This window comes from Nakamurella sp., from assembly GCF_044224575.1.
Taxonomy (GTDB): Bacteria; Actinomycetota; Actinomycetes; order Mycobacteriales; family Nakamurellaceae; genus Nakamurella.
On sequence record NZ_JBGAKE010000009.1, the window covers coordinates 84828 to 104372 of the forward strand.

The 19545-nt window shown below is 71.2% G+C and carries 17 protein-coding genes; 4 read left to right on the forward strand and 13 right to left on the reverse strand.

Annotation, left to right across the window (positions count from 1 at the left end; translation table 11 throughout):
* Positions 1 to 89: 89 nt before the first annotated feature.
* The 5 genes from ACILSK_RS12330 to ACILSK_RS12350 form a co-directional block, all read right to left on the reverse strand.
* Positions 90 to 866 (reverse strand): hypothetical protein, encoded by a 777-nt coding sequence (locus ACILSK_RS12330; protein ID WP_395727457.1) that lies wholly within the window; start codon positions 864 to 866, stop codon positions 90 to 92.
* Positions 867 to 1031: 165 nt separating this feature from the next.
* Entirely contained in the window at positions 1032 to 1910 is an 879-nt protein-coding gene (locus ACILSK_RS12335; protein ID WP_395727458.1) for an Fpg/Nei family DNA glycosylase, read from the reverse strand.
* A gap of 91 nt (positions 1911 to 2001) precedes the next feature.
* The gene (locus tag ACILSK_RS12340; protein WP_395727459.1) at positions 2002 to 3792 is read right to left on the reverse strand and encodes an ATP-binding cassette domain-containing protein; all 1791 of its coding nucleotides are present in this window, start codon (positions 3790 to 3792) and stop codon (positions 2002 to 2004) included.
* 37 nt (positions 3793 to 3829) lie between these two features.
* A complete protein-coding gene (locus ACILSK_RS12345; protein WP_395727460.1) occupies positions 3830 to 4783 on the reverse strand; it encodes a RimK family alpha-L-glutamate ligase in 954 nt (317 codons plus the stop codon).
* 615 nt (positions 4784 to 5398) lie between these two features.
* Positions 5399 to 6613 (reverse strand): amidohydrolase family protein, encoded by a 1215-nt coding sequence (locus ACILSK_RS12350; RefSeq protein WP_395727461.1) that lies wholly within the window; start codon positions 6611 to 6613, stop codon positions 5399 to 5401.
* 148 nt (positions 6614 to 6761) lie between these two features.
* On the opposite strand from ACILSK_RS12350, the gene zwf reads away from it, so the two are divergent.
* A complete protein-coding gene (gene zwf, locus ACILSK_RS12355; RefSeq protein WP_395727462.1) occupies positions 6762 to 8258 on the forward strand; it encodes a glucose-6-phosphate dehydrogenase in 1497 nt (498 codons plus the stop codon).
* Positions 8259 to 8315: 57 nt separating this feature from the next.
* On the opposite strand, the gene katG is transcribed toward zwf, so the two are convergent.
* From katG to ACILSK_RS12375, 4 genes are all read right to left on the reverse strand, one after another.
* Positions 8316 to 10484, reverse strand: a complete 2169-nt coding sequence (katG, locus tag ACILSK_RS12360; RefSeq protein WP_395727564.1) for a catalase/peroxidase HPI — start codon at positions 10482 to 10484, stop codon at positions 8316 to 8318.
* 64 nt (positions 10485 to 10548) lie between these two features.
* Positions 10549 to 10977, reverse strand: coding sequence for a Fur family transcriptional regulator (locus ACILSK_RS12365; protein WP_395727463.1), 429 nt, complete (start codon positions 10975 to 10977; stop codon positions 10549 to 10551).
* Positions 10978 to 11061: 84 nt separating this feature from the next.
* Positions 11062 to 11400, reverse strand: coding sequence for an Lsr2 family protein (locus ACILSK_RS12370; protein WP_395727464.1), 339 nt, complete (start codon positions 11398 to 11400; stop codon positions 11062 to 11064).
* Positions 11401 to 11515: 115 nt separating this feature from the next.
* Complete coding sequence (locus ACILSK_RS12375; protein WP_395727465.1) at positions 11516 to 13219, reverse strand: M4 family metallopeptidase; 1704 nt, start codon at positions 13217 to 13219, stop codon at positions 11516 to 11518.
* 143 nt (positions 13220 to 13362) lie between these two features.
* Between ACILSK_RS12375 and ACILSK_RS12380 the strand changes: the two genes are divergently transcribed.
* Complete coding sequence (locus ACILSK_RS12380; RefSeq protein WP_395727466.1) at positions 13363 to 13926, forward strand: DUF1707 domain-containing protein; 564 nt, start codon at positions 13363 to 13365, stop codon at positions 13924 to 13926.
* A 46-nt stretch (positions 13927 to 13972) separates the two neighbouring features.
* On the opposite strand, the gene ACILSK_RS12385 is transcribed toward ACILSK_RS12380, so the two are convergent.
* Both ACILSK_RS12385 and ACILSK_RS12390 read right to left on the reverse strand, forming a co-directional pair.
* Positions 13973 to 14908 carry a TIGR03621 family F420-dependent LLM class oxidoreductase gene (locus tag ACILSK_RS12385; RefSeq protein ID WP_395727467.1) on the reverse strand — a complete coding sequence of 312 codons (936 nt, stop codon included), beginning with the start codon at positions 14906 to 14908 and terminating at the stop codon, positions 13973 to 13975.
* A gap of 51 nt (positions 14909 to 14959) precedes the next feature.
* On the reverse strand, positions 14960 to 15439 hold the full coding sequence (locus tag ACILSK_RS12390; RefSeq protein ID WP_395727468.1) for a GNAT family N-acetyltransferase: 480 nt from the start codon (positions 15437 to 15439) through the stop codon (positions 14960 to 14962).
* A 66-nt stretch (positions 15440 to 15505) separates the two neighbouring features.
* Between ACILSK_RS12390 and ACILSK_RS12395 the strand changes: the two genes are divergently transcribed.
* Positions 15506 to 16378 (forward strand): Fpg/Nei family DNA glycosylase, encoded by an 873-nt coding sequence (locus tag ACILSK_RS12395; RefSeq protein WP_395727469.1) that lies wholly within the window; start codon positions 15506 to 15508, stop codon positions 16376 to 16378.
* Between the two features lie 7 nt (positions 16379 to 16385).
* Here the strand turns inward: ACILSK_RS12395 and ACILSK_RS12400 are convergent, their stop codons facing one another.
* Positions 16386 to 16562: a hypothetical protein gene (locus ACILSK_RS12400; protein WP_395727470.1), complete on the reverse strand. Its 177-nt coding sequence runs from the start codon at positions 16560 to 16562 to the stop codon at positions 16386 to 16388.
* Between the two features lie 137 nt (positions 16563 to 16699).
* Here ACILSK_RS12400 and ACILSK_RS12405 point away from each other — a divergent pair, with 137 nt between their 5' ends.
* Positions 16700 to 17824, forward strand: a complete 1125-nt coding sequence (locus ACILSK_RS12405; protein WP_395727471.1) for a LacI family DNA-binding transcriptional regulator — start codon at positions 16700 to 16702, stop codon at positions 17822 to 17824.
* Between the two features lie 39 nt (positions 17825 to 17863).
* Here the strand turns inward: ACILSK_RS12405 and sppA are convergent, their stop codons facing one another.
* On the reverse strand, positions 17864 to 19492 hold the full coding sequence (sppA, locus tag ACILSK_RS12410; RefSeq protein WP_395727472.1) for a signal peptide peptidase SppA: 1629 nt from the start codon (positions 19490 to 19492) through the stop codon (positions 17864 to 17866).
* Between the last annotated feature and the right edge of the window lie 53 nt (positions 19493 to 19545).

The window sequence follows — 19545 nt, forward strand, 5'->3', positions numbered from 1 at the left end:
CTCCTTGCCGCATTTCCGAGGCCTGGTGCTCACCGTAGGACTGGGCCCCGCCCGGCGCATCCGTCACGCCCAACGACGCCGGCCGCAGGTCACAGCCGCTCGACGGGGGTGGCGACCGGCTGGCCGCCACGGTGCTTGGGCCGGGACGTGGTCGCTGTCAGCCATGCCGCGGTGGCCGGCACGACGACGGTGGGGAACAGCACGGGCAGGACCAGCAGCTGCACCCAGTCGACGAAGGTGTTGCCGGTGAACCCGGTCCAGGACCAGGGAACCAGGTATCCGCAGGCGATCAGCAGGCCGAGCATCGCCAGCAGCGCGGCTCCGATGCCGTAGTGGACCGCGGTGATCGTCCGCTCGGCGCGCAGGAAGCGCACGCTGGTGATCGCGATGGGCAGCAGCAGCAGCGACAACCAGTCCCACAAGGTGTTTCCGGTGAATCCGGTCCAGTTCAGCGGCGCCGCGTAGCCGATGATCACGAAGGCGACGAAGGCGACGGTCAGTCCCCCCATCAGGATCTTCCGCTCGGCGCGCATCGCCTGGTGCTGCCGCAACAGCGTCGGCAGGGCCGCGAAGGCGATCGGCACCAGCAGCAGCTGCAGCCAGTGCCACAGGGTGTCCTTCGCGGTGATGCCGGTCCACGCCCAGCCCTGCGTGTAACCGCCCCACAGGATCACGCCGAACGCGATGAGGACCGCGACGGTCAGCGCGGCGGTCGCCCGACCGGATGGCCGGCCGACCTGATGGCCGGAACCGGCGGACACCGCTGCCGATGCGGTCGCTCCGGTGCCGGCTGTGGTGTCCACGAATTGGGTGCCCGGGTGAGTCCGGTCGCGGTCGGCGGTGATGGACGGCAGCGACATGATCATCGGTCCTCCGTTCGGTGCCGGCTCGTTCCTGGGCGAGCCGATGACCCCACTGTCGGCCGAATCGGCCGCGCGCACCGTCGTTCGACCGGCCGATGACGCGGTGGATGCGCCGTCCGCCGATCGGTGGAGGGAGCGGTCATCCCGTGCGGACCGCTCGGTTCGCGGCTATGCGCCTCGACGGGCCCTCGTGGCCGGACGATCGCCGGCGGGCCGGCCGGCCGGCGGCGCCTTTCGGCGACTGGTGCGCTGACATCGCACGCACCAGAACAGGTTCCGTCCGCCGAACTCCTTCATCCGGACCGGAGTGCCGCAGACCAGGCACGGTTGGTCGGCGCGCCGGTAGACGTACACCTCGCCGCCGTGCCGGTCCACCCGAGGTGCACGGCCCATGGCGACCGGGCCGTGCTCCGGTCGGACCGTATCGATCCGGCCGCGGAGGACCGCGTCGTGCATCAGACCGACCAGGTCCGTCCAGATCGCATCCCATTCGGCACGGCGCAGGAGTCGACCCGCCATGCCGGGGTCGATGCGCTGCCGGAACAGAACCTCGGCGCGGAAGATGTTGCCCACCCCGGCGGCCACCCGCTGATCCATCAACAACAGGCCGATGGGCGTCGCGGACGTGCGGACCCGGGCCCAGCCCGCCTCCGGTTCGGCGTCCTCGCGGAGCGGATCCGGTCCCAGCCGGTCGGTGATGGCGGCGACCTCGGCCGCGTCGACCAGCTGGCAGGCCTGTGGTCCGCGCAGGTCGGCGCAGTGCCGGTCGTTCTCCAGGCGCCAACGGATCTGGCCGAGAACCGGTCGTGCGTCGCCGTCGATGAAATTCAGCTTGCCGAGCAGCCCGAGGTGCACGTGCACGCTCCGGTCACCGATGCGGACGAACAGGTTCTTGCCGTACGCTTCGGCCGACTCGAACCGATGACCGTCGAGATCGGCGGCCTGGTCGGCGAACCGCCCCTGCGGACTGGTCGACCGGACCGGGTCACCGGCGAACCGGTCGGTGAGCCCGGCCGCCAGGCGGTGGGTCACGTGACCTTCGGGCATGCCCGGCAGTCTGCCAGGTGTGTGACGTCGATCGACCGCGGCGGCCGCGCACGGTCCGGGCACCTCGGGCCGTCGGCGAGCACGGCGGGCGTCAAGCGGCCTGGCGGTCCCACAGCCGGTCGGCGGCCCGGCACATCCGCTCGAACGCCCCACCGCGAGCCAGCAGCTCCTCCGGCGCACCCTGCTCGATCACCGACCCCCGGTCGAGGACGACGACGTGGTCGGCCGACATCGCCGCCGGCATCCGGTGGGTGATGAGCAGCACCGCCCGGTTGGTGAACGATCGGCGCACCCGGTCCACCAGGTCGCGCTCGGCCATCGGGTCCAGCGGGGCGGACGGCTCGTCCAGGATGAGCATCCGGCCGCCGCGGTAGAACGTGCGGGCCAACGCGATCCGTTGCCATTGGCCGCCGGACAGCTCCGCGCCGCCGTCCTGTTCGCGGCCCAGATCGGTGTTCAGACCCTCCGGGTACCGGCGGAGCAGGTCCTCGCCACCGGCCCGGGCCAACGCGGCGCGGATCCGCTCGTCATCGCCGGGTCGGTGCACCGCCCCGAACGCCACGTTGTCCCGCAGCGTTTCCTGATAGCGCCCCGCGTCCTGCAGCAGCAGGGCGACGTCCGGCCGCCACCGGTCGGCGGCGAGTTGCGCCCGGTCGGTCCCGTCCCAGAGCACCCGTCCCGCGGTCGGCGTGAGCAGGCCGCCCAGCACGGCGGCCAGCGTCGACTTGCCCGATCCGTTCGCGCCGACGACCGCGATCACCTGACCGGTGCGGATCCGCAGGTCGACGTCGCGCAGCGCCGGCCCGGACGCGCCCGGGTACCACAGCGTCACTCCCTGCAACGCGACCTCGAGGGCATGGTGGGCCCCCGTGCCATGGGCCGGCGGGTCGGGACACTCGTCCGTCACGGACGGCACCGCCGCCAGCACGGCGGCGTGGTCGTCGACGAACTGGGCGGCCTCCTGCACCTGGCGGATCCCGGTGGCGGCGTCCGCCAGCCGGCCACGCAGGGCCGCGCCCACCGCGCCGGCCGCCACCGCGTCGGAAATCTGCAGGTTTCCGCCGATCAGCAGGACGAGCAGGGCGGCGAAGCCGGCGGCCAGCAGCACGCCGCCGACGGCCCGCGCGCGCAGCTGGCGCCGAGCCTTGGCCCAGGATGTGGTGGCGACCTCCCGGAATCGCTCCGCGGACAGGGTCCCGTATCGGGTGAGCAGGACCGGGGTGAGCTCGAGCGCACGGATCTCGGCGGCCCGCTCGCGCCGGGTGAGCAGTCCGGCCAGGTACATTCGCCGGCGTTCCAGCCGGGACAGCCCACGCACGGTCTCGTAGGTCTGCTCGCCGTCCCGGCGGGCCGCCCACCACAACGGCACCGCCGCCGCGATGGCGACCCCGGCCAGCCACGGCTGCACCGTCAGCACGGCAACGGTCAGGGCCGCCGCGCCGACCGCACCGGACAGCAGGATCCCCAGGCCGACCGCGAGTTGTGCGGGCCGCACGAGGGACCCGGTCTCGACCCGCTTGAGCCGGTCCAGCACCTCCGGACGGTCGAAGTCGGCCAGCGGGATCGTGCCGGCGACCCGCAGCACCTCGATGGTGGTCACCGCGGCCAGCCGTTCGCCGAGCACGGTGGCCAACGCGGGCTGCGCGGATTGACAGATCGCCCCCGTCGCCAGCGCGGCGATCAGCAGCGTCCCCGGTCCCACCAGGGCACCCGCCGCGGGTGGCGCCGCCGAACCCGACTCGCCGAGCAGAGCCGCCGTGACGAGCTGCAGGCCCGCGACCGCGCCGACCACCGCCAGCGCCTCGACGACCTGCACCGCGAGGACGACCAGGAACAACCTGGGGGCACCCGCCCGGGCGAGCCGGAGCCCGCGCCGGAGCATGTGGAACAGTCCGGCACGTCCGTCACCGGGTCCCGGCTCAGGCGGGGACGAGGGCGAGTTCATTGGCCGCGAACCGCGCAAACGCCGCGGTGAGCGGCATGTCCGACATTCCCTCGACGAACAGGAATTGGCCCTGCGGGTTGATCTCCAGGAACACCACGGACCCGTCCGGCCGGATCTTCAGGTCGAAGATGCCCATCCGCAGACCGAGCCGGTCCACCACCGCGCGCAGCGCGTCCTGCAGGGTCTCGCCCAGCGGGACCGGCTCGACCTGCATGTCGCCGGCCAGGCGCCAGTCGAGGGCGGCGCTGCTGATCTTCGCGGCATGCACGTCCGGGCCGAACACCTGAACCCTCAGATGGTCGGTGCCGGGGACCTCCTCCTGAAAGATGGTCGGCGCCAGTCGCAACTCGTTCTCGTCGGTCAGCGAATCCGACCGGACCCGGCCCGCCTCCAAGCCGGTACCGAGCAGGCCGGTGAGGGTCTTGCCGATGACCCGGCCGCCCAGGGCGCGAGTGAACTCGCGAATCGCGGCCGGGTCGCTGCTGACCAGGGTGCGCGGCACGGTGAGCCCAACCTCCCGGGCGATGCGCAGCTGCAGCAGCTTGTTCTGCGCGCGTTCGGTGGCATACGGGTCGCTGAGCCAGGTTCCGCCGAACGCGGCCAGGAACGCACCGCGGGTGGCGGCGCGACTGTCCTTGACGACGAGTTGCCGCATGGCCCGGTCGGTGACGTACTCCGGCACCTCGGGCCGGCCGTGGCAACGCCGCCACCACACCAGGCGGAGCCGCGAGATGTCGACCGTGCCACCGTCCTCGGTCGGCAGGGTGGTTGCCTCGGGATTCTCGTTGTCCCAGGCGACTCCCCCGGCCGCCGGGATCCGGTCCGCGGCCACGATGGCCACGTCGATGCCGTACGTCTGCGACATCGCCTGCCGGACCAGGTACGCATGGATGTCGCCTTCCAACGTCACGATCGCCATGTCGGCCATTTGCGTCGTCCTATCGATATGTCGACCGGTCAGCCCGGGAGAATGTCTGATTTCAGTGATGCTTCAGTGATGCTTCAGGATGGGCGCGCCAGACCGGTGGGGACCCCGCGGGTTCCCCACCGGTCGGTACTGCTGGTTACTGCGTGTCGTGCCGGTTCGATCTAGTGGATGAGGTGCTCACTCGTCGCAATCGTCCCAGCCGTCGTCGCAGCCGGAGATGGAGCCGCCCGGCCACTTCGGCCGGGCCATCTGCGGGAGCGAGGCGAAAGCCCTTTTCTCCCAACGGTCGAGTCGCTCCGGGTGCACGTATCCATCGTGAGTCCGGGTGAACCGGCCCGCGACGGGGGCAGTCGGCATCGCCAACATTGCTTAACCTCCTGGATTGAGTTCCGGACCTTGTGTCCGGCAACGCGAATCAGGAGCGGCGACGATCTCCCGCGATACACCGCCGGCCAGTGAATTCGAGAGTTCCCGCCCTCCTTCACTTTCGCCGCAGCAGGGATCCGGCAGCACCCGTGACGGCTCGAGCGCCGCGGCACCGGCGACGGAGGAGGGCCGATCGCCGCTGCGGGGCCGGATGTCTCACCACGGGTCCGGTCGATCGCCGGGCGGGTGTCAGGACGCGACGATTCCGGCGACCGGGTCGCCGGCCAGGTAGACCGCGGCCACCGCGCGGACGGCGGCCCCGACGTCGTCGTTCGGGTCGCCGTCGACCAGCACCAGGTCGGCGTCGTGACCGGGGCGGAGCCGTCCCTTGCGGTCGCCGACACCGCAGATCGTCGCGGCAGTCGAGGTCGCCGCGGTGAGCACCTGCGCGGCGGACAGCCCACCCTCGGCGAACAGGTCGATCGCCTCCCGGAGGTGACCGTGGGCGAGCCACGGATTCAGTCCGGCGTCGAGCCCGGTCGCCACCGGCACCCCGGCGTCGACCAGCCGGCGGATCATCTGCGCGCGCCACGCCCGGACGAGTTCGGGCGTCTGCCCGGTGGCCGCTAGATGTTCGCGCACGGCGGGCGGGGCGAGATCCAGATTCGTCGTCGGGGGAATCACCCCGCTGACCGCCACCTGCCGCTCGGCGAGCGTCGCGAGCAACGACTCCGGCAGCTCGGTTCCGGTGCCCCGAAAGCAGCTGCAGTGCTCGATCCCGTCGACGCCGGCCGCGACGGCCTGCTCGATGGCGGTCAGCCAGTGGGCGTGCGCCGTGACCGGCAGGCCGGCGGCGTGGGCCTCCCGCACGATGTGGGCCAGGTCCCCGTCGGTGAACTGGGTCTGCACCGTTGCGGTGCCGGGCGTCGACATCCCACCGCTGGCCATGACCTTGATCAGATCAGCACCCCGGTCGGCGTGCTCGCGGATCGCTCGGGTGATGGTCGCAGGTCCGTCGACCGCGCCGCCAAGGAAGTGGCAGTGCCCGGCCGGCACCGTGATCGGCGGACCGGATGCGATCACCGCCGGTTCCGGAGCGCGTCCCGGGCCGGAGCGAGACCGGTGCCGCAGCACCGCGTAATCGCGATCACCCAGATCGCGGACCGTGGTCACCCCGGCCGCCAGGTGATGACGCAGCGATTCGCCGATCACCGGTTCCAGGTCGCCGTCACCAGCCGCTCGATCGAGGGCACCCGGCCGGCTGTCACAGACCAGATGGACGTGGGTGTCGATGAGCCCGGGCAGGGCCGTCAGATCAGTCGCATCCACAATCCGGCAGTCGGATCCGATGTCCGGGTGACCGTCTTCGACGCCGACCACCATGCCGCCGTCGAGGACGACGGTGGCCGGCCCCGGGGTGAATCCTTGGCCGTCGAACACCCGGGCACATCGGATCGCGCGCACGGGTCGAGGCTATTCCTTCGGTTCATCCCACGGCCGGCTCCGACCCGACATTGCGTCGCGATCCCCGGTGGCGCCGGACCGGCGCGGCCGGGCCGCGGTCGACACGGTGGCCCGCCCGGCCCGACACCGGAGTGGGATCATGATCCGCATGGGTCACCCTGATGCGCAGACCATCGCCTACCCGGCACCCGGGTCGCGGCCGTACCGCCGGGACGCCGAGCAACTCGCCCCGTTCGTGGTCGTGCTCTTCGGCGCGACCGGGGACCTCGCCCGACGCAAGCTGCTGCCCGGGCTCACCCACCTGTCCCTGTCGGCATTGACGCCCGAGATCCAGGTGGTGGCCACATCCCTGGAAGAGATGGACACCGACCAGTTCCGCGAGTTCGCCCGGCAGGCGGTCGCCGAGTTCAGCAGCCGGCCCACGGACATCGCGAACTGGGACACCTTCGCCGCGCGGCTCCGGTACGTGCCGCAGAGCGCCGGGCCGGAGGCGCTGGCCGCCGCAGTGGCCGAGGCCGAGGCCGCGCTCGGCCCGGACGTCTGCCGCCTGCACTACCTGAGCGTGCCGCCCAAGGCGGCGCTGGCCGTGGTCAAGATGCTCGACGAGGCCAAGCTGGTGGAACACGCCCGGGTGGTGATGGAGAAGCCCTTCGGCACCGATCTGGAGAGCGCCGTCCGGCTCAACCAGCAGGTGCACGAGGTCTTCGACGAAAGTCAGATCTTCCGCATCGACCATTTCCTGGGCAAGGAGGCGGCGCAGAACATCCTGGCGTTCCGCTTCGCCAACGGCCTGTTCGAACCGATCTGGAACCGCAACTTCATCGACCACATCCAGATCGACGTGCCCGAGACCCTCGGCCTGGACAAGCGGGCCGGGTTCTACGAGTCGACCGGTGCGTTCAAGGACATGGTGGTGACGCACCTGTTCCAGGTCATGGCGTTCGTGGCCATCGAGCCGCCGACGGCGCTCGAGCCGCGGGCGATCAGCGAGGAGAAAAACAAGGTCTTCCGGTCGATGCTGCCCATCGATCCGGCCAATGTGGTCCGCGGCCAGTACAACGGATACCGGCGGGAGGGCGGCGTCTCCCCCGACTCGGAGACCGAGACCTTCATCGCCCTCAAGTGCGGCATCGACAACTGGCGCTGGGCGGGTGTGCCGTTCTACCTGCGCACCGGGAAGCGACTGGCCGAGGGGCAGCGGATCATCTCGATCGCCTTCCGGGAGGCGCCCAAGAGCATGTTCCCGCCGGGATCCGGCGTCGGGCTGCAGGGACCGGACCATCTGACGTTCGACCTGGCGGACGAGACCAAGGTGTCATTGTCGTTCTACGGCAAGCGGCCCGGGCCGGGCATGAAGATGGACAAGCTGAGCATGCAGTTCTCCGCCCACGACACCGACCGGGCCGGCGACGTCTTGGAGGCCTACGAGCGGTTGATCCTCGATGCGATGCGCAGCGACCACACGCTGTTCACCACCGCCGACGGCATCGAAAGCCTGTGGGAGCGGTCAATTCCGCTGCTGGACAACCCGCCTCCGGTCAAGCCCTACGCGGCGGGTTCCTGGGGTCCGAACGCGATTCATCAGCTCATTGCCCCGCATGCCTGGCGGCTGCCGTTCGAGCGCACCTGGCGCGAGGCGCGCTGATCCGGACGGCGCGCGGCCCGGGCCCCGTCGGGACCCGGGCCGCGTGCAACGACCGGCTCAGCGCAGATCGAACCGGTCCAGGTCCATGACCTTGCTCCAGGCCGCGACGAAGTCGGCGACGAACTTGGCCTTGGCGTCGTCGGCGGCGTACACCTCGGCCACCGCTCGCAGCTCGGAGTTCGAGCCGAACACCAGGTCGGCGCGGGTGCCGGTCCACCGCCCGTCACCGGAGACGAACGTCGTCGACGTGTCGTCGGCGGGCCTCCACTCCGTGTCGTAGTCGAGCAGGTTGACGAAGAAGTCGTTCGTCAGGACGCCCGGGCGATCGGTGAGCACGCCCAGCGACGAGCCGTCCCAGTTGCCCCCCAACACCCGCAGACCGCCGACCAGCACGGTCATCTCAGGGGCCGACAGGTTCAGCAGATTCGCTCGGTCGACCAGCAGGTACTCGGCCGGCAGCCGATTACCCTTCCCGTAGTAATTGCGAAAGCCGTCCGCCGCCGGTTCCAGGTAGCCGAACGACGCGACGTCGGTCTGTTCGGCACTCGCGTCCACCCGGCCGACGGTGACCGGCACATCGATCTCGACGCCACCCGTCGCGGCGGCCTTCTCCACCGCGGCCGCACCGGCGATGACGATCAGATCGGCCAGCGAGACCGGCTTGGTGTACGCATCCGCCACGCCCTGCAGCGTACGCAGGACAACCGCCAGCTGGTCAGGGTTGTTGACCTCCCAGGCGTTCTGCGGCTCCAGCCGGATGCGGCCGCCGTTGACCCCGCCGCGCTTGTCGCTGTTCCGGAACGATGCGGCGGCCGCCCATGCGGTCGAGACAATCTGCGAGACAGACAGCCCGGTCTCCAGAACCGCGGCCTTGAGGGCGGCCACGTCGCTCTCGTCCAGGGCTGCGCCATTGGCGGGCGGCAGCGGATCCTGCCAGATCAGCTCCTCGGACGGCACCTCAGGGCCGAGATACCGGACCAGCGGACCCATGTCGCGGTGGGTCAGCTTGAACCAGGCCCGCGCGAAGGCGTCCGCAAACGCCTCCGGATCGGCCAGGAAGCGGCGTGAGATCTGCTCGTACACCGGATCGACTCGCAGCGCCAGGTCGGAGGTCAGCATCCGTGGCTCGCGCCGCCCGTCGCCGAAGGCCTCCGGCACCATGTCGGCGCCGCCGCCGTTGACCGGCCGCCACTGGTGCGCGCCGGCCGGGGACTCGGTCAGCTCCCACTCGTACCCGAACAGGATGTGGAAGAACTCGTTGTCCCACCGGGTCGGGTGGTAGGTCCAGGTGACCTCAAGGCCGGAGGTGATCGCGTCGGCGCCCACGCCGGTGCCGTGGCTGCTCTTCCAGCCCAGGCCCAGCTGCTCGATCGGCGCTCCCTCCGGTTCGGCGGCGACCGCGTCGGCCGGGCCGGCGCCATGGGTCTTGCCGAAGGTGTGGCCGCCGGCGATGAGCGCAACGGTCTCCTCGTCGTTCATGGCCATCCGACCGAACGTCTCCCGGATGTCCCGCGCCGAAGCGAGCGGATCCGGATTCCCGTTCGGGCCTTCGGGGTTGACGTAGATCAGGCCCATCTGCACCGCGGCCAACGGTCCCTGCAATTCCCGATCGCCGGCGTACCGCTCGTCACCGAGCCAGGTGGTCTCCGGGCCCCAGTACACGTCGTTGTCGGGCTCCCACACGTCCTCCCGGCCGCCGGCGAAGCCGAATGTCTTGAACCCCATGGTCTCCAGCGCGACGTTACCGGTCAGCACCATCAGGTCGGCCCAGCTGACCCGCTTGCCGTACTTCTTCTTGATCGGCCACAACAGCCGGCGGGCCTTGTCCAGGCTCACGTTGTCCGGCCAGGAGTTCAGCGGCGCGAACCGTTGCTGGCCGGCGCCGGCCCCGCCCCGACCGTCGTGCACCCGGTAGGTACCGGCACTGTGCCAGGCCATCCGGATCATCAGCGGGCCGTAGTTGCCCCAGTCGGCCGGCCACCAGTCCTTGGACTCGGTCAGCACCGCCGCGATGTCCGCCTTGAGCTCCGTCAGATCCACCGACCCGAATTCGGCCCGGTAGTCGAAATCGTCGTCCATCGGGTTGGCCACCCGCGGATTCTTGGCCAGGATCTTCAGGTTCAGCCGCTCGGGCCACCATTCCCGGTTGGGGTCACCGGCCGTCGGGTAGGGCAGTGCGTCGTGCACCACCGGGCACGTGCCGGCGGCCTTCTCGGGTTCGTTCATCTCGCTGAGCACGGCATCGTCGTGACGGGTGTCGGACACGGTGACGTCCTTTCGGGTTGGCGGATCAGGAAGCGGCGGAAGCGCAGGCGGGGCACCGACCCCAGTACACGACCTCGGCCTCGTCGACGACGAAGCCCTGACCGTCGGCGGGAACCAGGCAGGGGGCGTGGCCGACGGCGCACTCGACATCGGCGATGGCACCGCAGGAGCGGCAAATCAGGTGATGGTGGTTGTCGCCGGTGCGGGCCTCGTAGCGGGCGACCATCCCGGCGGGCTCGATGCAGCGCAGCAACCCGACGCCGGTCAGCGTGCGGAGCGCGTCATACACCGCCTGGTGCGACAGGTCCGGGACGCTCACTCGGGCGGCGTCGATGATCGACGAGGTGTCGGCGTGCGGATGACGGCTTACCGCGGTCAGCACGGCGACCCGTTGCACGGTCACCCGGAGACCGGCGGCGCGAAGCTGCCGCTCGATGTCGGTCCCCTGGTCCATGAGGGCATCGTATCCCCTGTCTTGAATCAGTCAAGACAAGGGATGGTCTCGTGTCGGTGAACCCGACCCTCCCGGAGGGAGGAATCAGTGCGCGGCCTCGTACGCGGCGACGATCGTCTTGGAGATCCGTCCGCGCTCGGAGACTTCGTAATCGTTCTCCTTCGCCCATTGGCGGATCGCGTGGGAGTGGTCACTGTCCGCCCGTCCGGTGGGCTCCCCTCGGCGCCTCCGAGCCGGACGACCGCCATCGACCGAGCGCGCTGCGGCGACAAACTTGGCGAGGACGCTTTCCAGCTCCTCGCGATGGGCGGCATTGAGATCGATCTCGAAAGAAGCATCGCCCAAGCCGAACGCACAGGTCAGCACGTCGTCGGTCGAGCCGTCGATATCGTCGACCAAGGTCGTCACAGTTTTGGTGGCCACAGCTGCGATGGTAATCGGCCGGACCGGGCCGGCAGCGACGCGACCCACCCCCAAATCTCCGGTCGACGTGCTGCGGCCTCGATCACGCCGGTCCGAGCCGGAGCGACCGCGGCGGTCACTGGATGCCGACGTCGGCGAACGCCTTTCCGATCGCGGCTACCTTGCGATCACGCTGCTCGGCCGGCAGCGAGCGGAACAGGGTGCGCCCGCTGGCCACGGCCGCGCGCCGGCTGTCGGCGAACTGTGAGGTGCGGGACAGCCGCTGGGTCAGCGCGAGATAGAACACGGCCGCGACCTCGGCCGGGGTGAGTGCGACGACGCGGTCCGGGCCCCGGGCCGTCAGCAGATTGAAGGCCGCCTTGTTGTGAATCCCGCTGTTGATGTGCACGCCACCCCAGTCGCCCTTCCGCGTGTTGGGCAGCGCCTGGAAGTCCCGCATGTGGGCCGGTTGCTTGAACCGGGCGGGATCGGACAGGTCGCGGAAGGGTCGGTCGTCGGGCAGCAACCGCTCGCCGAGCAGCCAGTCCCAGGTTGCGGTGTCCTCGTTGCCGAGATTGGCGACGATCGTGCCGAAGATGTCCGAATAGGATTCGTTCAACGCCCCCGGCTGGAACGCGTACTCCAGCCGGGACGTCCGGTCGGTCACCCCATGGAACATCTCGTGCGCGACGACATCGACATTGGCGGACAGGGTGCGCAGCCCGTTCGGGTGCATGATCTGCCCGTACACCATCTGCGTGCCGTTCCAGAACGCGTTGGCCCACTGGTTCTGCCCGGGGCTCTCCCCGGCGACCACGCAGTTGATCGACGACGTCATCAACCCGCCCGCGCCGTCGATGTTGTTGCGTTGCAGCACCGTCCGCAGGAAGTCGGACACCGCGATCGCGTTGGCGTGCGCGCTGACCGCGGCCGGCGCCCAGGCCGGCGGATTGCCGATGGCGAAACCGGGCAGCCGGTCGCCGCCGAGATCGGGGTCCTGGAAGCCGAAGTCGAACGTGGCCACGTTGTGCATCGGGTCGCGCAGTTCGAACCCGGCGCCGGCGCCGGAGACCAGGAATGTTCGCTGCACACCGAACGAGTCGACGGCCGTCTGCTCCTGGGCGACCATGCTCGGGGTGCGGGGCAGCAGCCGGACGACCACGCCCTCGTGGGCGTCCACCACGAAGTCCATGTAGTGCGGGGGTTCGAGCCGGGATTCCCCGACCGACGCCGGCTCGGCCGTCCGATCCAGTCGGACGGGCACGTCCTGCAGCAGGTAGACCAGCCGCCAGCGCCGGTCCGCCGAATCGAAGTAGTAGTTCAGCCGGGGCACGACACCGTCCAGCACGGGCAGGTAACCGTCGGGTTCGGCAGCGACCACCGCCCGCGCCTGCGCCGGTGACACGCTCGCGACGGGGTCGACGCCGCTGGGCTCGCCCATGGCGGAATCGATGCCGACCAGATCGTTCGCCTCATCGAGTTCGACGGTGACCAGCGACCCATACACCGGGATGTCGTTGATCGTCTGGCGGAACTTCACCGTCCGGGTCCCGGTCAACGGAACGGTTTCCGTCCCGATCGTCTTGAAGCGGCTGGTGGCGCCGTCGACCGCCGGGGCGGCGAAGGTCGGAGTCGCCGCGCTGGCCAACGCGCGATTCAGGTAGCCGCGCGCCGCTGTCTCCGGGTCGAGGGCGGCACCCGGGTCGGCGCCGGCGAGGCTGTAGTGGCCGACATCGCCGGCCTCGGAACGCAAGTCATCCACCGCCCCGGCCGCGGCATCGTCGAAGGCGTGCACCGAGAAGGCCGACAGGCCGTTGCTCGGAGTCGGTTCGTCGGGCATGGAACCCCCTGGTCCCCGCCGAAGCCAGGCCGACGGCGCCGGCGCTGACGAAGACGGCTTGGCGGGATGAATCGGACATTAGCACTCGACTGTCAGCGGGTCACCATGAATTCCGTTCCGGGTGACTGGGTAGCATCAGCACGATGACTGATTCGGATGCACTTCGTGTCGGGGACCGCGACCGCGAGCAGGCGGTCGCCGTGCTGCAGGATGCGGTCGGCGGCGGTTATCTGGACCTGGAAGAGTTCGAGGAACGTTCGCGGGTGGTGTACACGGCCAAGACCCGGGGCGAGATCCGGGTCAGCCTGGCCGATCTACCCGGGGCGGTCGGGATGTTCCCGCCGGGGACCGCCGCCCACGTGGCCGCGAAGGCCGACACGCTCGATGTCGACTGGACCACGGTCAAGCGCAGGGGCAGTTGGCGGGTACCGGCCCATCTGGTGATCTCCGGCTCGATGGGCACAGCCGACCTGGACCTGCGGGCGGCGGAACTCCCGCCGGGTGGATGCGTGATCGAGGTGGCGGCCGGCTGGAGCACGGTCCGGATCCGGCTCGGCTCGTCGACCATCGCCCGCACCATCGATTTCGAGGGCGGATCTATGTCCACGTTCAAGGACAAGGCCGGCCCGCCAACGGTTCCCGGCGGTCCGGTGGTCGACATTCGCGGGCGGGCGAACTGGACGACGGTCGTGCTGCGGCGGGCGTAGCCGCCCCGAACGGGCACGGCCGCCGGCGATCGGACTCGTCGGGCGCCTACGATCCGGCGAGGCGGCTCACCACCGGGTCGAGCGGACCCGGCGCGCCGACCATGAACGAGCCGATGCCGAGCTCGTCGCGCAGGAACTCGAACTTCTCCGCCAGCCGGTCTGCCGACCCGATAAGCAGGTGCGGCGATTCCAGGACTTCGCGTTCGGTGAGTTCGGTGCCGGTCCGCTCGCGCAGGGCGGCGATGACGGTGGCCACCTCGCCGTGCAGATCGTCGGTCAACACCGGCGGCCAGGCGGACGGGTAGACATTCAGCTCCAGGTCGGCGAACCGGTCACCGGCCGCCTCGGCCACCCAGGCGATCTTCTCCCGGGTGGCTTCCAGGGTCAGCGACCGGGCGTCGACTCCCCTCGGGCCGACCCGCGGGGCGAGCCCGACGATGGTCGCCTCCCTGGCCGCCAGAGTCAGGGTGCGACGGCCGCCGCCCCCGATGAGCACCGGCGGATGCGGCCGCTGCATCGACGCCTCACCGGTATACCCGGTGACCCGGTAGTGCTGACCGGTGAACGAGAACTCCTGTCCGGACAGGCACTTCTTCAGGACGGTGATCGATTCGGCCAGCCGGGCCTGCCGCACCGGCGTGGGGTCGAAGGGCAGCCCGATCGCCTCGTACTCCGGCCGGTGCCACCCGGCACCGATCGCCACGTCCAGCCGACCCCCGGACAGGACGTCGATGGCCGCCAGGTCCTGCGCCAGCACCGCGGGGTGCCGCAGATCGTTGTTCAGCACGAAGGCGCCGACCCGCAGGGTTGTCGTCGCGGCCGCGATGGCGGTCATCGCGACGATCGGCGACAGCTGACCCATCAGATGATCAGGGATCACCAGCGCGTGATAGCCGAGGTCCTCGGCCCGCCGGGCCCGGTCGGCCAGCTCCGCACCCGGCACGATCTCGCGGGCGTCGGCCAGGAAATGGAACGGGCGCATCGACCCAGTCTCCCCCTGGCCGCCACCCGACCGCGCCCGGTGGACCGTCGCTCAGGTTTCGAGCTCCCGGAAGAAGTAGAGAAGCGGGACGTCATCGCCGGTCTCGGTGTTGCGGTAGCCGTGCCGCCGGTAGAACCGCGGGGCTCCCCCGCCGTCCCCGTCGACGTTGATCTCGACCACCGCCCCGCCGCGGCGGCGGACCTCGTCCTCGACGGCGGCGAGCAGCCGCGAGCCGAGACCGGCCCCCCGCCGCCCGGGCACGACGTAGAGCTCGTCCAACGAGGCCACGTATCCGTCGTACCAGACGCTGGTGCGCAACGTCACCAGGGCGGTGCCCACCGCCGGATCGCCGGCCAGCACGGCGAACGTCGTCCCGGCCGACAGCAGACTGCGCAGTCGGCCCGTCAGCACGTCGACCGCCGGCGTCGGCGTGCCGTACTCGGTGTTGAAGTCGTGCAGCAGCATCGCCACGGTGCCGGCGTCGTCGGCCATCGCCGTCCGGATCGCGGTGGTCGCGTCGGTGCCGGTCATCACTCCAGGATGCGCTGACCGGCTCCGTCCCGCCGGTCCCGGCCCCGCCGGCGTACCGTCGCGGCCGTGCCCGAACTACCCGAGGTGGAGTCCGCGCGACGCGTCCTGGCCGACGGGGCGTTGCACCGCCGGATCGTCGACGTCGACGACCATGACGACTACGTGAGCCGGCCGCACGCTCCCGGCGAGCTCCGCTCGGCGCTGCTCGGACGGTGCTTCACCGCCGCCCGGCGGCGCGGAAAGTCGATGTGGCTGACCACATCCGGTTCCGACGGCGACGGCGGGCCCGATCTCGGGGTGCACCTGGGCATGAGCGGCATCGTGGTCGTCGCGCCGCCGGACGAAACCGCTGACCTGGCCGGTGATCTGGTGGGTGGGGACTACCGGCCGGACCGCGAGCGGTTCGTCGATCACGGCGCGTACCAGCGGTTCGCGGTCACGTTCGCCGATGGTGGGGGCGTGCGCCTACTCGACCCGCGCCGGCTCTCCCGGGTGCGGCTCGATCCGGACATCGAGGCATTGGGTCCCGATACGCTCGGCCTGTCCCCGGCCGCCTTCCGCGCGGCGCTGACGCGCGGACGCCGGGTGTCGACGGCGCCGGTCAAGGCCCGCCTGCTGGACCAGTCGGTGATCGCCGGCGTCGGCAACCTGCTGGCCGACGAGGCGTTGTGGCGGGCCAAGATCAACCCGGCCCGGGCGGTGGACTCGTTGCGCCGGGCCGAGATCGACCGGCTGGGCCGATCGCTGCAGGGCGCGCTGACCGATGCCATCGACCACGGTGGTGTGCACACCGGAACGGTGATCGCCTTCCGCCGGGCCGGCGAACGCTGCCCGCGGTGTGGCGGCCCCATGGTGTCCGGCACCGTCGGTGGCCGGACCACGTGGTGGTGTGCCCGGGAGCAGCGACCGGTCGCACCGGACCAACCCGCAACCGGATGACGTCCGGTCAGGCGGCCCGGGCCCGCAGCAGGTCGAACCGCCACCGGCGGTTCGTCACCGCCGGCCGCGCGCGGCCGGCGCGTGCCGGGCGATGCTCGCTGACCGGGCCGTCCAGACGGACCTGGTCGAAACCCAACCGCTGGTTGCGCAGCGCGATGATCGTGGAACTCGGGTCGAACAGCATGACGGCTCCTCCGTCTCTGTACCGCTACAGAATCTCTGTACCGCTACAGTAGAAGGGAACGCTTTACCGGTCAAGCCTCACCTCGGTAGAATTCTCGTGACTCACGCCACCTCGGGCGGAGCACCGAGGGAGGCCACATGGGGCGAGTCACGCTGCAGACGGTCGCCGACGCGGTCGGCGTCAGCCGGATGACCGTCTCCAATGCCTTCTCCCGCCCCGACCAGCTCTCTGCCGACCTGCGGGGCCGGATCCTGGCCGCGGCCGCGGAACTTGGCTACGTCGGTCCCGACCCGGCGGCCCGGGCATTGGCCCGCGGCTCCACCGGCGTCGTCGGGGTCGTGTTCACCACCGAGCTGCGCACCGCCTTCTCCGACGACGTGTCCGCCGCGTTCCTCGGCGCGATCGTCGACGGCCTGGCGCCATCCGGACTCTCGCTCGCCCTGCTGAAGACCGGCGAGACCGGCGGCCGGATCCCCACTCGCGACGTGCCGATGGACGCGACGCTGGTGTTCAGCTGCGCTCCGGGAACGACCGAGTTGGACTGGCTGGTCCGGCGTGGGCTGCCGCTGGTGTTCGTCGATCAGCAGCCGCAGCCCGGTATCCCGTCGGTCAACGTGGACGACCGCGGCGGCGCCCGGCTCGCCGCCGAGCATCTGATCGGACTCGGGCACCGGCGGATCGGCATCGTCACGATGGGCGGGACGGAGCCCTTCGGGCGGCAGGCGCCGGGCGCCGCACCGCTCGGGGTGTACGTCACCGACCAACGGATGTCCGGATGGCACGACGCGCTCGATGCCGCGGGCATCGAACCGGTGGTGGTGCGGCAACCGAAGGCGCCCTACCAGCCGCAGGAGTACGGGCGGGCGGCGCTCGGGATGCTGCTGGACGCGGACCCGGACATGACCGCTGTCCTGTGCTTCGCCGATTCGCTGGCCCACGGGGTGCTGCTGGCGGCGCAGGACCGCGGCCTGGCCGTTCCGGAGGACCTCTCGGTGGTCGGCTTCGACGACAACGCACTGGCGCCCAGCCTGCGGCTGACCACGGTGCACCAGGATGTCGACGAGAAGGGTCGCCGGTCGGCCGCCGCGCTGGTCCTGGCGGCGGAGCGCAAGTCGTTGCCGACCAACAGCTCTGCAGCGGTTGCCGACGCGACGCAGGTCGTCCTGCCGACGCGGGTGGTGATCCGCGGGAGCACCGCGCCGCCCCGTGCGACCGTGTCTGTCCAGGCCCAGCGGCGACGGGCGCGGCCGGCCGGGGCCTGACCGCGGCCCGTCCGGTCGCCGGGCGCGGTCGCCGCGGGGTCAACGCAGCCGCAGCGGCGGCACCTGCAGCAGGGTGTTCCCCAGGCCCAACGTCCCGGCCAGCTCGGCCATCCGGGGCATGGTCGAGGCGAGACCGGCCCGCGGGTCGGCGGAATTCTTGGGACGGCTGAGCCGGGCCAGCGGGCCGAGGTGCACGGCCGGCCGGAGTGGTGCGTCGTCGGGCAGGCCGGCCAGGGACCGGGCGAGCTGCACCGCGTCCCGCAGGCCGCCGAGGCTGTCCACCAGTCCGACCGCCAGTGCGTCCCGTCCGGTCCACACCCGGCCCCGGGCGACCTTGTCGATCTCCGCCGGCGTGCGGTCCCGACCCTGGGCGACCTTTCCGACGAAGTCCTGGTAGATCGCATCCATGGCGGCGCCCAGGCGTTGCTGCTCGTCGGTGTCGAAGCCGCGCCGGGACGAGAACATCAGGGCGTGCCGACCTCTGGCCACCGTTCCGGTCGTCAGGCCGACCTTCTCCAGCAGACCCTGGGTGACCAGCTTGCCGCCCAGGACCCCGATCGACCCGGTCAGCGTGGCGGGGAGGGCGACGATCCGGTCGGCCGGGCAGGCGATGTAGTAACCGCCGGAGGCGGCGACCGCGCCCATCGCGACGACGACGGGCTTGCGCTGTTGCAGCAGCACCACCTCCCGCCAGATCGTCTCGGACGCCACCGCCGACCCGCCCGGGGAGTCCACCAGCAGCACCACGGCCCTGGCCCGGTCGTCGGCGCCGGCGGCCCGCAGTGATGCGCAGACCGTGTCGCTGCCCGCGGTGCGCCCCAACGGGCTGCGCCGCGAGCGGCCGGACGCGATGCCGCCGCGCACCTGCACGAGCGCGACGTGGCCGGCCGGCCGGCGCGGCGGCCGGATCCGGCGGCGCGGGCGCCACCGGTCCGCGAACAGCAGCTCGGCCCGGCCGCCGATCCGCCTGCGCATCGCGGCCAGCGCCTCGTCCCGGTACCCGAGCCGGTCGACCAGTCCGGCGTCGCGGGCCGCCGGGGCCAGGTGTGGGCCCTGGTCGATCAGGTCGCGGACGACGGCCGGCTCCAGCCTCCGGCCCTGGGCGATCGTCTCGACCGCGTCCTCGAACACCGACTCGACCAGCCGGTCCATCGCCTCGCGATGGGCGGGCGTGAACTCGGTCTGCATGATCCGGTCGGCCGCGTTCTTGTACTCGTACCGTTGCTCGAACTGCGGTTCCACGGCGAGCTTGTCGAGTGCGCCGCGGACGAACGTGGTCTCCAGGCCGACGCCGAGCAGGCCGAGTTCGCCGCCGGGCTGCAACCACAGCTCGTCGAACGCGGTCGCCAGCACGTAGCCGGCCATCGCCCCGGGCTGCTCGCCGAACGTCTCCGCCCACGCCACCGTCGGCTTGCCGCCGGCCGCGAACGCGCGGAGCGCCGTCCGCAGTTCTTGCATCGCCGGCCAGGGCGCGGCCCCGCCGACCCGGGCGATGAGCCCGACCACCCGGGGGTCGTCGGCGGACCGGTGCAGCGCCCGCAGGGTGGAGCGCAGGTCACGCCGGCCGCGGTGCCGCAGCCGGGACAGCGGATCGTCCTGCTCCAGTTCGACGGGCCACTCCGTCAGGTCCAGCTCGAGCAGGATCCGTCGACGGTGCATGGCATCCATACCTGCAAACCGTACGCGGGCGCCCGACGGCGAGGACCCCGCGACGACCCCGC

What these genes read in the sequence shown, in the direction of transcription:
- ACILSK_RS12330 (WP_395727457.1), bottom strand. Translation starts at nt 866, where the DNA reads ATGATCATGTCGCTGCCGTCCATCACCGCCGACCGCGACCGGACTCAC.
- ACILSK_RS12335 (WP_395727458.1), bottom strand. Translation starts at nt 1,910, where the DNA reads ATGCCCGAAGGTCACGTGACCCACCGCCTGGCGGCCGGGCTCACCGAC.
- ACILSK_RS12340 (WP_395727459.1), bottom strand. Translation starts at nt 3,792, where the DNA reads ATGCTCCGGCGCGGGCTCCGGCTCGCCCGGGCGGGTGCCCCCAGGTTG.
- ACILSK_RS12345 (WP_395727460.1), bottom strand. Translation starts at nt 4,783, where the DNA reads ATGGCCGACATGGCGATCGTGACGTTGGAAGGCGACATCCATGCGTAC.
- zwf (WP_395727462.1), top strand. Translation starts at nt 6,762, where the DNA reads ATGGGTCACCCTGATGCGCAGACCATCGCCTACCCGGCACCCGGGTCG.
- katG (WP_395727564.1), bottom strand. Translation starts at nt 10,484, where the DNA reads ATGAACGAACCCGAGAAGGCCGCCGGCACGTGCCCGGTGGTGCACGAC.
- ACILSK_RS12365 (WP_395727463.1), bottom strand. Translation starts at nt 10,977, where the DNA reads ATGGACCAGGGGACCGACATCGAGCGGCAGCTTCGCGCCGCCGGTCTC.
- ACILSK_RS12375 (WP_395727465.1), bottom strand. Translation starts at nt 13,219, where the DNA reads ATGCCCGACGAACCGACTCCGAGCAACGGCCTGTCGGCCTTCTCGGTG.
- ACILSK_RS12380 (WP_395727466.1), top strand. Translation starts at nt 13,363, where the DNA reads ATGACTGATTCGGATGCACTTCGTGTCGGGGACCGCGACCGCGAGCAG.
- ACILSK_RS12385 (WP_395727467.1), bottom strand. Translation starts at nt 14,908, where the DNA reads ATGCGCCCGTTCCATTTCCTGGCCGACGCCCGCGAGATCGTGCCGGGT.
- ACILSK_RS12390 (WP_395727468.1), bottom strand. Translation starts at nt 15,439, where the DNA reads ATGACCGGCACCGACGCGACCACCGCGATCCGGACGGCGATGGCCGAC.
- ACILSK_RS12400 (WP_395727470.1), bottom strand. Translation starts at nt 16,562, where the DNA reads ATGCTGTTCGACCCGAGTTCCACGATCATCGCGCTGCGCAACCAGCGG.
- ACILSK_RS12405 (WP_395727471.1), top strand. Translation starts at nt 16,700, where the DNA reads ATGGGGCGAGTCACGCTGCAGACGGTCGCCGACGCGGTCGGCGTCAGC.
- sppA (WP_395727472.1), bottom strand. Translation starts at nt 19,492, where the DNA reads ATGGATGCCATGCACCGTCGACGGATCCTGCTCGAGCTGGACCTGACG.